Source organism: Photobacterium lucens (assembly GCF_009873615.1).
GTDB classification, from domain to species: Bacteria; Pseudomonadota; Gammaproteobacteria; order Enterobacterales; family Vibrionaceae; genus Photobacterium; species Photobacterium lucens.
In genome coordinates, this window is the sequence record NZ_SSMG01000360.1 from 1 (window position 1) to 11,923 (window position 11,923).

Here is an 11,923-nt window from a genome sequence, read left to right on the forward strand (position 1 = left end):
ATATTATATAAATTATTAAATGTTATTATTTGAGAATATTTTAACTTTGTTATGCTATATACTTATTACTTAGATATGGATTAATTGGAGAGGTAAGTGAATCTCTAAGTAACTACTTTTCAAATACAATGGTTAATGATTATTGCTTAGGTATATTGATGAGTATGTTCTGATGCTTACAGTAAAATAACCCATTGTTAGATAAAAAGAGCCAACAGAAAAAACTGCTCGCTCTTATTGTTAATAGTGTATGTATTACACTTGGTAACGGGATTTATCACCAATATCAAAGTGCAGTGGCATACGCCATTTGTTAAATGCAGCAAGGGCTAACAAAATCGCGCCTAACATGGCACAAGCTATTACGCCAGCTTGTACATTAAAGATTAAGCAAAACCAAAAGCCAGCTAATACTAATGGTGTTAGTAAGAGAGCTTTTATCTGAAAGCAAAAGTATTCTTTTACCGCTAAAGCACTAAATACAAATAAGGCAGCACCTAATGCTAATGGTTGCCATAATCCAGCGATTAGCCACATAGCAGCAAATAAACCAGCACCTTGAATTAACCAACGAAAGCGTTTGTCGTAAACATGGACTGTTGTTGATGCTAATAAAGCAACGATAACGAGAAACGGGGTAGCTTGAACGGTTTCGTATCCAATGATCGTCATGATTAAAGCGGCAACACTTAATGCTGAGCGATAAAGAATCACGGTTAGTTTATCTAACACATCAAGCTCGCACTGAATATGGGGATCAGCCATATAAACTCCTAAGGGAAAAATTAATAACAAAATTATTCATATTTTACGTTGTAGGGTGATAAGCATGAAACAGTATTTAAATGATTTGGCATTTCATTGACTTGAAGGACTATAAACTACAAATTGGAGTCAAAAATGGCTTTTACTCGAGTGAAAAGATCGTGAACACGCTAGCATATATTAACGATGCCTGAACTTAGTAAAGGTTATAGTTGATTGGTGAATAAAGGGACGGCAAAATACCGAGCATGATGTTGCTTCACTTATCTTAGGTCTGAATATAATTATGAAAAAAATCCTCGCCATCAGTATGCTAGCTACACTTACTGGTTGTATGTCTCTTTCTGATAATCCTGCGCCTGTCGAAAAGGTTAACCAGCCAGTTAATGCGCAAAAAATGAAGCCTATTGATACGGTTGCTCAAGTTGAAGCATCTGTTGTTTCAGAGCCGTTATATCTTTCCAGTGATTCGGTTGCGATCAGTGAAACACAACTGCCATTAAATAATGCGAATGAACATGCAGCGTCAGTTGATAATACTGAAGCAGCCCATACTGAGCATCCAAATTCAGCCCCTGAGACGCAAGAGCCAGCAGTTGCTGATGCTTCAGAGCAAACACATCCCGATCAGGTGAATAGTGATCAAGAGCGTATGGTTGAGATCGTCGGTGAAGGTCATCAGGTTTCTCCGGATCGTGTAGAGCAAACAGCAGAAGCTCATAATGCAGAAGTTGTAGCTGCTGCGGTAGCGACAGAGCAAGCAATAGATAATACTGCAATACATTCAGAACAAGCTGTTGAACCAAAACAAGAAAGCCAAACGGCAGTTGAACATGAAAGCGCTGTTTCTGATGAACAGACTATTGAGGCTACTCAACCTGAACAAACAACAGTTGAAGGTGGAGAAACAACGACAACAGAAGAAACGCCTGTCGGTGAAAAGACCACATCGATTACAGGTTATAGTATTCAGTTATTAGCATTGCGAAATGCGAGTGAATTCATACCTTACTTAAACCAATTACCAAGTGATCAGCCTGCATGGTTAAACGATAAAACCATTAATGGCAGCAGTGTGTATACCTTGTTGTATGGTCATTATAGCGATTACGATGCAGCAAAAGCGGCATTAGCAGCTATGCCAAAGAAAATCACTCAAACCGGTGCCTTTGTGCGAAACCTTGCTGATATTGAAACAACCCAATTTCCAAAGCTAGAGCGTATTCGTTAATCATAACTTACGTTTTAATATAATAGTGAGAAGCCATTTACTTAGGTAAGTGGCTTTTTTTATGGAACAAAATCGTGCTGTGAATATCAATTGATTGTTAGTCCTGTGTTAGATACGTTGATTTACTAAGCAAGTAAGTAATCAAATTAAAAATAAATCACTAATCACGCGAGCAGAGGGTGCACAGTTTAGTGTTTTTTGATTACTATATTCTCCACACAGACTTTGACGATTTTGCATTGGTTTTATCTATATCAAAGTTATTACTTATTTTACGTTAACGCATTTAATGGGTTAGCGGTATTTACAAGGGATGATGATGAGTTCTATCCATGTTTTATTACTATGCGGCGGTGGTAGTGCCGAGCATGAAGTTTCTCTCGTATCAGCGAACTTTATCGAAGAACAACTAAAAGCGATCAGTGGCGTTACTTACACTCGTGTAGAAATGACTAAAAATGACGGTTGGTTAGATTCTGAAAATCGTCCATGTGAGTTAAACCTAGATAAAACATTGATCGTCGGTGATCAAGAAGTTGTGATTGATTACGTCATTCCTTGTGTTCACGGTTTCCCTGGTGAAACAGGTGATCTTCAATCTTTACTAACATTAGCGGGTCTGCCATTCCTTGGTTGTGGCGCTGAAGCAAGCACAAATTGCTTTAATAAAATCACGACGAAACTATGGTTTGATGCGCTGAACATTCCTAACACGCCTTACGTTTTCCTAAGTGAAAATAACCAAGAAGCGCATCAAGAAGCACTTGAAGCGTTTAAAAAGTGGGGCAAGGTATTTGTTAAAGCAGCTTGTCAGGGATCGTCAGTTGGTTGTTATTGTGTAACCACTGAGCAAGAGTTAACAGATGCTGTAAACAATGCATTTGGTTATTCTGATCAAGTACTTATTGAAAAAGCGATTCGTCCACGTGAACTAGAAATTGCCGCTTATCAATATGGTGACGAGCTTGTGATCACTAAGCCGGGTGAAGTCTCTTGTCCGACTGATAAGTTCTACAGCTACGAAGAAAAATACAGCTCAGATAGCCTATCAACAACGAAAGTTGAAGCTGATAACTTAACAGAAGAGCAAATTGAAGCTATCCGCACTTACGCACGTAAAGCGTTTGTACAAATGAAGTTGAAAGATTTGTCTCGTATTGATTTCTTCCTAAGCGAAGATGACGAAATTCTACTAAATGAAATCAATACCTTCCCGGGTATGACGCCAATTTCTATGTTCCCTAAGATGTTAGAGCATCATGGTCATAAGTTTGCTGAGTTCATTGAACAAGCGATCAAGAACGCAGTGAAGTAATCATCACGTTTCGCAAAATATAAAGCCCGTTAACATGCTTATAAACAAGTAGTTAACGGGCTTTTTTGCTGGTGGATGTTAAATTATTTATCACTGTTCTTCTTAGCGAATTTCTTTAATTCATTATCACGTTTACCACGTTGACCAATATATTGCGCAGGCATTGCAGGGCTTCGCCAACGACCTTGGTGCTGTATTTGGCTCACGGTTAATCCAGCATCAGCGAGATCTTGGCTGGCACCAACACGAGGGGATTGCCCTGAGAAAATCACATCAGTAGGTAAGTCTAATTCTTGGCTGGCCCGGCGAAATACACGATAGATAGAAGAGTGATCCAGTGGGTTATCACCGATATTACTATGACGGTCTATGCGCCTAAATAGGTAACCTTGTGCAATCATCCCAAGGGTTAACCAGCGTTGTACTGCTTTAGATGACACGTCACTTAAAGCAATGATACGTCCATCAACAGTGATATTAATTAATCCTGATTGCTCAATTTCAAGAGCATCAATGGTCAATGCCGCGACTTCAGAACGTTTTAACATTGCCTCAAAAGTGATAGCCCAAATTGCCATATCACGAACGTCTTTCGGTTTGGTTGAAAGGGAGAAGGTATCTAACAGGGCTTGTAAGTGGTCATCTCTAAAGCCTTGTGCATGAGTATAATCATCATGTTTATCAAGTCGTTGTTTGTGCATCGCTAATTTGATTTCTTGGCTTTGGCATGGATTAGGTAAGGCGTGGCACTTATGAATTAAACTGATAGTTACAACGTAACGCTTAAGGCTGGATAGTTTACGACTTTCTGCCATTTTTTCGATAAAACGATGTACTGTTGAGGCTGAGGCCGGTAAGGGCGTTACTTTATTCTTTTCACAAAAGACTAAGAAGTGGTTCCAGTCTTTTTTGAACGCGACTAAGGTATTGGCTGCATAATGATTATGCGTAAGTGATTGCCAAAGTGAAAGGTTATCTGAGACTTGACTAAATTCTGCAATACTCGATTTCTTTTGTGTGTCGCACTCAATAACAGGAATTTTTTTTGCCATTTAGATACCTAACGCACTATAACTTTATATATCGATTAAATTGTAACATATAAAATTGAACAAGGTAGGCAAAAACGTACAAATAAGCCTTAACAGCATGGAATTGCTAGTTATAATTAAAAAAGGTGATTAAGTTGTTGAACATTTATGACAATCAGCAACGCTATCACTATGAGCATTTGGTAGTAGAGCAGGAATAAACTGTATGAAAAAACGGATTTTTCACCGTGGATATACGATCGAAAATACAACAGGTGTCACCAATGAGTGGACATCTTCGATTAAAGGAAATCCTGTCAGCGGTACACTAACCGAGGTGAAAAAAAGCGTAGATTGGTGGTTAGATATGAGTACTTTTATTCCGCCCCAAAAGTTCTCTTCTCAAACGACGAAATCAGGTTCCACTTCTGAAAACTATCGTGGTTTTACTATCCGTAACGATACGGGGAAATCTAACGAGTGGTACTTGGTATTACGAGGTCAGTTACTAAAAGGTAATGCAACGTCTATTAAGCAGTACCTAGATAAAGTCATTGAAAAACAAACTAAAGCACAATAAATAAAAGCAGTAGAGTCAGCTCAAAACAAAACAGCCTGCAATAAAGCAGGCTGTTTTATTTAGAAATCAGAACAATTAATCATCTTCATCATTTTTGGTTACGTCAACAAGGTAGTCATTAGCTAACCAGTTACGGCCAATCAATAGCTTGTATTCTAACTTGCTGCGATCGCGTAGGTTAACTGGAATTGCTTTATGTTGACCGTTCCAAATTAAATCCATAACGACTGCGTAACGGCGTTCTACACCTTGAGCATTACGGATTTTACTGACCTTGATGATCTTAGCGGTATGTGAAACTTCCTGACCAAGCTCATTTTTAGTTTTAAACGTCACCATATGACCAAGGTTGTCGTACATTGCCTTTTTACTGTCATCAGTATCCGGTTTACCATCTACTTTAATATCGTAAGCATTGATAGATGTTGTATTAGCACCTGTATCTATACGGGCTTTGTAGCTAATCCCTAAATCTTTTACTTGGATCGTTTCAACAGGGCCGACAATCGATTTACCATCGCATTGCGGGGCTGCAAAGGTTGTTCCTGAGGCAAGTAATAGCACCGCAGAGATAAGAATGTTTTTCACACGTACTCCTGAAATGAACATTATTATTCTTTCAAATAATAGACTTATTTCATGATCATTGGTTCAAATATGTGTCAGAAATTATTTAACTAACTGTGTTTTTACACTAAACATAGCAAGGAGTTCTTCTATCTCATCAAGACAAGATTGAGTAGGTGTAAAATGTACGGTGTCAAATCCTAAAGATTTTGCGGTTTCAATATTAGGGTAATGATCATCAATAAATAAACATTCATGAGGATTTAGCTCATAACGTTTGCATAAAAGATGGAATATTTCAGGCTCAGGTTTCATGGTTAGCTCTTTTCCTGAAACAACGCCACCATCAAAGAACGATATGAAATGATGCTTTTCATAAAGGGTTTCAAAAAAAGCACTACACATATTTGTTAAGTAATAAAGTGGGTAATTCTGATCGAGTAATCTAAAAAATAACGCTTCAGTTTCAGGAATTTTCTCTAGGCTTAATTGAATATGATTAAAGAAGTCTTCCATACGTTGAACGGAGATATTCGTTCTTGCTGCAAATTTAGGGATTTCTTCAGCAATAAGCATGGTGCCACGATCAAGTTCAAGCCAGTCTGGGTGTGCCAGTACTTCACGCATTAAAATAGTCTGCTCATCAACAGATTGAGTGAAAGTTTCAACAATATGTTGAGGCTTCCATTGAAATAACACTGCGCCAAAATCAAATATAACGTTCCGAATCATAAGCAGTTCCGTTTAGTGTTCTTTTCTTGATAATATTAGCTGAAAGTGAATAAGCAAGGCTCATACCTGAACTTTAAGGCTTATTCACATTAACTCCGCAAATGATGAGACTGATTGCATAATGAATGATAACAGCCGTTTAGTTTTCTCAACCGAAACTGGTCGAATTAAAGAAGAAAAAGCAGCACCTGAACGTCCAAAAGGTGATGGTATCGTACGTATTCAACGTCAAACAAAAGGACGTAAAGGCAAGGGTGTTTGTATTGTGACGGGCTTAGATGTTGAAGATACACAACTGAAATTAATTGCGGCAGAGTTGAAGAAAGTGTGTGGCTGTGGTGGTTCTGTAAAGGACGGCACAATTGAAATTCAAGGTGATAAGCGTGATGTGATCAAAGCGCATCTTGAAAAGAAAGGGCACACAGTTAAATTAGCCGGTGGTTAATTAATCTGAATAAACGAAAGACCAGTCGATAACGACTGGTCTTTTTTATTGCCAACGACTTTTTACTAGTGATGCGTTATTTATTTTGAGTAAATTGTGCTGTCACATCTTCATAAGTATGTGGTGATTCCATTTCAATCACTTTTGGTGCATCTAAACCTTCAAGTGCTTCAAGAATATTTATCTTACATTGCTGTGGAGAAAGGTAAGTTCGGAAGTAATAGTCCTTATTTCGGGTATCAGCAACGGATGTCCAAATGGTGTAATCATTAAACACCCCATGTTCATTAACTTCTGAAACTAAGCCTTTTGGGATATCAAACGCATTAAGGATATGGAAGGCATGGAAAACACCTTCATCAACATTTTTCGATGGGATAGATAAATTAACGAAAGCTGCAGCACGTAAAAAGCGGCTTGGTGATGTGTAATCGCCAGGTAACCCCATCAAGCCTGATCCTTGACTGAGTGCGGTGAGTGTAACGTTATTATTAATCGCAACGGGTTTCACGTTCTCGGTGGATAAACCAATATAATTGCGAATATGAGTCATATGCCAGTCAAAGCTTGGTGGGTTGGTCATCACACCAATTTCATTATCAAAGATGGTTAAGCCTTTTTCGCTATACTCAATAACAATGGCACCGCCGTTTGCATCAACAACACTATAGTGGAGAGGAGCAAAGTTCTGGATCTCTTTGATAAAAGTTCCTACCACCGTCACTTTGTTTAATCCCTCACGCACTTCATCGACGGTAGCGAAGTTAGCAAGAATATAGTTACCTAGCTCTTCGCTTGATACAGATTGCGATTGATTTTCTGGTGATAACTCAGAATATTTTGCAAATCCTGCAAAGTAGAAAGCACCAAAATACAATCCCTTTTCATTCATACCATCAACAATGATATTACGCCCAAGACCGTTCAAACCGCCAAAACCATATTTCGCTTTATAGACTAAGCCTGTTTGTAACTCATCACTAGACAGTGAAGATATTTGTGTGCCAGCAGGAACAATAGCGATATTGGACTGAATATTAAAACCAAACTCCATAGTTCGAGCAGGAATAGTAACGCCATCTTCACTATGTAAAATAATACCTGTACACATTTTATAGTCCTAATTTTCATGAGTAATGATATCGAATATAGCAAGTTATATTTGGTTAACTAATTATTATAGTGAGTATTGCTGACGAGATAAAAGAAAGGCCGATATAGAGGCTAAACTATACCGACCTTGTGAGGTGTTTATTGTTAAGGTGAACATCTGTCATCAATCATGGCTTGAATATGTGTACCGTAGAAAGAATCATCGCCAACCCAACCTGCAGGATCTGCGGCATTAGGCATGGTTTGATTTGCTGCTTTTTTTAACAGCATATTGCAGTAACTAAAGGAAAGATCACCGATTTCATGACAACTTGCGCAAGCTCCGTCACCTAATTCAGCAAAAGCAGGGGGATTACTCCAGCCTTGTGATGAAACGGGCTGATAACGCACATTCGGATCAATATCATAATCGCTAGAAATATCGATAGTTGTGCCAGGGTGGATTAAGAACACATTCTTACCTCGGTGACATTGGGTGCAGTTTTCTCCAAGCATATCGCCATTATGAATGTCGGCAATTTTGAACGTGAGATCTTCACCACCGCGAAGGCGTTGTCCGGTTTCTTTGCTAATATTGTCCCAAAAACACGCTTTACCGGTGTTTTTACTTTGGCAAATAATACCTAGTAGATCGACTTCATTAACACCTGCTGCTTCATTAATACGCCAGCGTGGTAATGCCATACAAGCACCCGGAACTGCGGGATCACTGTATGCCCATACTTCAGTACGATCACTGCCTAAGAAATCAGTTTCTGCCACACCACGGTATTCCCAATCACTTGAACCCCAATCTGGCGGGATTGGTACATCGTTATCACGACAAGTTTCAATGTAATCATCAGAATCTTGTTGCTGAGGTGGAATAAGTATTAAGTGTTCAAGTAATGAACGTTGGCTAAGAAAATCCAGAATCCAAGAATAATCGGCTAACCGTGAAATAGGATAAAGCAAGTGAGTGTGATGACGGAATAAACGAAAAGAAGGGAAGTACTTATCTTGTACTGCTTTGTCTGCATTACTTAACATGGCATCAATAAGGCTATTTTTAAATAATACTTTATCGATATCTTGTGAGTCTTTTAATGTTTCAAACGCGGTTTGTGCTTCAGAGAACGTTTTTTGTTGCTCGTCGGTGAGGTTCGGTAAGACATCGTTGATGAGCTTATCTTGCATGAGCAGCACTTGATCTTTATCGAGCTCAAGCTCTTTACCGTCATTATCGTAAATCAAGCCATAATAACCATTTGAAATGTCATCAACGGCAAACTTAGGTTCAACTTGTTGATCTTCGGTCTGATCTTGTACTTGGTCTACTGCATCATTAACGGTATCAGCAGCGTCTTGTACAGCATTTGTTGATGAATCGTCAGAGCCTCCACCGCCACATCCCATAAAGGCCAGTGAAGTAAACACAATTAAGAGTGAAGATAGTTTCATGATTAAGTCCCATATTAATCGTAAGGAAAGCACCTAAAAACATAATAGTGAGACTAAAGGTGTAACGAGATTTCAGAGTTAAGAATCGCAGAACAAAAACAGGAATGTTCTATAGTGAAGGGGGAGTTATTGCTAAAGAGGATATTGATACCGCTAGGTTATATACATAATTTACAAACTTATGTTTCAGCACATAAATACTTTTTCCTAAATGCTGCGTGATAATATCTTAAAAAAATGCTTTAAAACGCAAAATAAGAGAACAAATATGTCAGAACTCAACGTTTTTAAACAGCCAAAACCCTTTTATCTTATTTTCTCAATAGAATTCTGGGAACGCTTTGGCTTCTATGGCATGCAAGCCATTCTCACTGTATATCTAGTTGATGTACTGGCAATGACAGAAGCTGAGTCCTTTACGCTATTCGGGGCTTTCTCTGCATTAGTGTTTGGTTCAATTGCGATTGGTGGATGGGTAGGTGATAAAGTCCTTGGTACAAAACGCACTATTGTTTTAGGTGCTATCGTGCTAATGACTGGTTATGCCTTATTGGGCTTTTCAGCGTCTAGTGAATTTAATAGTAAAGAGCTTATTTTTATTGCAATGGGCTTTATTACTATGGGTAACGGTTTATTTAAAGCAAACCCATCAAGCTTACTAGCGAAAGTGTATGAAGAAAATGATCCGAGATTAGACGGTGCATTTACCATGTATTACATGGCGATTAACCTAGGCTCGTTTATTTCAACACTACTAACACCTTGGATTGCAAGTAAATTAGGCTATGGCATGGCATTTGGGGTAAGTGCTATTGGTCTATTGATCACAGTTGCAAACTTTGTGGTTAGCCGTCGTTTGGTTAAAAATATTGGTTCAGTACCAGATAAAAAGCCGGTAAATGTTGGGAATTACCTACTTATTGTTGTTGGAACGATTGTACTGAGCTTAGCTAGTGCCTATTTGCTACAGCATGTTTTCTACGCACACCTTATTTTAGCAATAGTGGGTGTTACCATTGTCGCGCTTTACTTTAAAGAAGTTGCGAAAACAACAGGTTTAGAGCGTTCAAAAATGTTGGTGGCTTTTGTACTGATGCTGCAAGGTATTGTGTTTTTCGTGTTGTATTTCCAAATGCCAACCTCGTTAAACTTCTTTGCTATTCATAATATTCACCACAATATCTTTGGTATTGATGTTGAACCTGAGCAATTCCAAGCATTAAGCCCGTTCTGGATCATGGTTAGCAGCCCAATCCTTGCGATGGTTTATAATAAAGCAGGTGAGAAGTTCTCCATGCCATATAAGTTCGCATTAGGTATGGTGCTATGTAGTTGTGCATTCTTAGTCTTAACCTTAGGCAGCCATTTTGCAGATAGCAAAGGACTATTAAGTTCTAACTGGTTAGTATTTAGCTACTTATTACAATCACTTGGTGAACTACTTGTTTCAGGTTTAGGTTTGGCAATGATTGCTCAGTTAGTACCACAACGCATGATGGGTTTTGCAATGGGTATGTGGTTCTTAACATCAGCAACTGCTGCTGTGATCGCCGGTTGGGTAGCAACATTAACAGCTGCACCAAAGGGAATTACTGATCCGCAACAAACCTTGCATTTATACAGTACTGTTTTCCAAGAAATTGGTATCGCAACAGGGGGAATTGCACTTATTACATTGCTAATTGCACCTAAATTAACCCGTATTATTCAAGGTCAAAACTAACAAACTAACTAAGCTGATTGGCAACAGTCACACTGACAATAAGACATCATGGTGCGTAAGAAATACTGACCAATATGTTTTCCATGTTCATAATCATGGTTCAGTGAGTGAATATCGCTGCCAATTAGCTTAGATTTCAATGCCCGGTGAGGATGTATTTCAAAAATATTAACGTCATCAGGTGGATTCAATAAAAATGCTTCTGTTTCGTTGTATGCCTGTTCATGGGTTAACAACATATCGATTAACTCAGCCGTCTTGGTTCTGGGTAGCCCTGATTTCACTTTATTCAGCCATTCATGATTGCCATTACAGCCAATAGGGTTGGTGCGAATAACAACAATATTCTTATAACCCCGTTTATAAGCTTCAATAGCAGGGATCGGCGCATGTAAGCCACCATCTACCCAGTAATGCTCTTCGGAGTATATTGGTTTACGATTCAAAACAGGGATCGCACATGAAGCCTTTAAATGTTGATCCTAATTATCTGAATTGAGATCAAAATAGCCTGTCTCTTTATGATCAATGCCTGAAGCTGTGGCTAATACCGTTCGATTAGCCATATTCTTTCGACCTGTTTCCCAATCTAATTTTAAATTGGTTTGTGTCTGCTCCAATAACCAATCTAAATTCATTCCACCGCGAGCAGAAAATAGTTTGGTATAACTAAAGAACTGCTTCTTTGTAGTTATTTCTGTGATAACACGATAAGCATGTTTCTTTTGCTCACAGATATAAGAGGCAAGATTCAACGAACCAGCAGATGTTCCAATTAATAATGAAAATGGATTAAAGTCATGTTCAAGGAATATATCAAGTACACCAGCAGTAAATATACCTCGTTGACCACCACCTTCAGTGACTAAAGCGATCTCATCAATATGTGATTTTTCTGCATATAAAGCTTCTAAATTATTTAGACAGTAAGAAATATGTTTCCCGGTCATGAATTAAATCCATTTCAATATTAGTTATTTT

The 11,923-nt window shown here is 38.5% G+C and carries 13 protein-coding genes; 5 read left to right on the plus strand and 8 right to left on the minus strand.

Features of this window, described 5'->3' with window-relative positions; all coding sequences use genetic code 11:
• Positions 1 to 255 precede the first annotated feature (255 nt).
• On the minus strand, positions 256 to 765 hold the full coding sequence (locus tag E5A76_RS15110) for a DUF2301 domain-containing membrane protein (protein WP_161119413.1): 510 nt from the start codon (positions 763 to 765) through the stop codon (positions 256 to 258).
• 286 nt (positions 766 to 1,051) lie between these two features.
• Here E5A76_RS15110 and E5A76_RS15115 point away from each other — a divergent pair, with 286 nt between their 5' ends.
• Together E5A76_RS15115 and E5A76_RS15120 are read left to right on the plus strand one after the other, a co-directional pair.
• Positions 1,052 to 1,996: an SPOR domain-containing protein gene (locus E5A76_RS15115; protein WP_161119414.1), complete on the plus strand. Its 945-nt coding sequence runs from the start codon at positions 1,052 to 1,054 to the stop codon at positions 1,994 to 1,996.
• 319 nt (positions 1,997 to 2,315) lie between these two features.
• Positions 2,316 to 3,311 carry a D-alanine--D-alanine ligase gene (locus E5A76_RS15120; RefSeq protein WP_107165811.1) on the plus strand — a complete coding sequence of 332 codons (996 nt, stop codon included), beginning with the start codon at positions 2,316 to 2,318 and terminating at the stop codon, positions 3,309 to 3,311.
• A gap of 83 nt (positions 3,312 to 3,394) precedes the next feature.
• On the opposite strand, the gene E5A76_RS15125 is transcribed toward E5A76_RS15120, so the two are convergent.
• Complete coding sequence (locus E5A76_RS15125; protein ID WP_161119415.1) at positions 3,395 to 4,363, minus strand: tyrosine-type recombinase/integrase; 969 nt, start codon at positions 4,361 to 4,363, stop codon at positions 3,395 to 3,397.
• 205 nt (positions 4,364 to 4,568) lie between these two features.
• On the opposite strand from E5A76_RS15125, the gene E5A76_RS15130 reads away from it, so the two are divergent.
• Positions 4,569 to 4,922 (plus strand): DUF3319 domain-containing protein, encoded by a 354-nt coding sequence (locus E5A76_RS15130; RefSeq protein WP_053989098.1) that lies wholly within the window; start codon positions 4,569 to 4,571, stop codon positions 4,920 to 4,922.
• Between the two features lie 75 nt (positions 4,923 to 4,997).
• Here E5A76_RS15130 and E5A76_RS15135 read toward each other — a convergent pair whose 3' ends face one another.
• Together E5A76_RS15135 and E5A76_RS15140 are read right to left on the minus strand one after the other, a co-directional pair.
• The gene (locus E5A76_RS15135) at positions 4,998 to 5,510 is read right to left on the minus strand and encodes an ATP-dependent zinc protease family protein (protein ID WP_107165927.1); all 513 of its coding nucleotides are present in this window, start codon (positions 5,508 to 5,510) and stop codon (positions 4,998 to 5,000) included.
• A gap of 81 nt (positions 5,511 to 5,591) precedes the next feature.
• Positions 5,592 to 6,221 carry an HAD family hydrolase gene (locus E5A76_RS15140; RefSeq protein ID WP_161119416.1) on the minus strand — a complete coding sequence of 210 codons (630 nt, stop codon included), beginning with the start codon at positions 6,219 to 6,221 and terminating at the stop codon, positions 5,592 to 5,594.
• 121 nt (positions 6,222 to 6,342) lie between these two features.
• Between E5A76_RS15140 and yciH the strand changes: the two genes are divergently transcribed.
• Entirely contained in the window at positions 6,343 to 6,666 is a 324-nt protein-coding gene (gene yciH, locus E5A76_RS15145; RefSeq protein WP_107165808.1) for a stress response translation initiation inhibitor YciH, read from the plus strand.
• Between the two features lie 76 nt (positions 6,667 to 6,742).
• Here yciH and E5A76_RS15150 read toward each other — a convergent pair whose 3' ends face one another.
• A complete protein-coding gene (locus E5A76_RS15150) occupies positions 6,743 to 7,777 on the minus strand; it encodes a linear amide C-N hydrolase (RefSeq protein WP_161119417.1) in 1,035 nt (344 codons plus the stop codon).
• Between the two features lie 146 nt (positions 7,778 to 7,923).
• Positions 7,924 to 9,219 carry a hypothetical protein gene (locus E5A76_RS15155; protein ID WP_053989092.1) on the minus strand — a complete coding sequence of 432 codons (1,296 nt, stop codon included), beginning with the start codon at positions 9,217 to 9,219 and terminating at the stop codon, positions 7,924 to 7,926.
• Positions 9,220 to 9,430: 211 nt separating this feature from the next.
• Here E5A76_RS15155 and dtpA point away from each other — a divergent pair, with 211 nt between their 5' ends.
• The gene (gene dtpA, locus E5A76_RS15160; protein WP_161119418.1) at positions 9,431 to 10,942 is read left to right on the plus strand and encodes a dipeptide/tripeptide permease DtpA; all 1,512 of its coding nucleotides are present in this window, start codon (positions 9,431 to 9,433) and stop codon (positions 10,940 to 10,942) included.
• 8 nt (positions 10,943 to 10,950) lie between these two features.
• Here the strand turns inward: dtpA and E5A76_RS20785 are convergent, their stop codons facing one another.
• A complete protein-coding gene (locus E5A76_RS20785; RefSeq protein ID WP_316247339.1) occupies positions 10,951 to 11,388 on the minus strand; it encodes a DUF6363 domain-containing protein in 438 nt (145 codons plus the stop codon).
• A gap of 36 nt (positions 11,389 to 11,424) precedes the next feature.
• Entirely contained in the window at positions 11,425 to 11,892 is a 468-nt protein-coding gene (locus E5A76_RS20790) for a patatin-like phospholipase family protein (protein ID WP_316247340.1), read from the minus strand.
• Positions 11,893 to 11,923 lie beyond the last annotated feature (31 nt).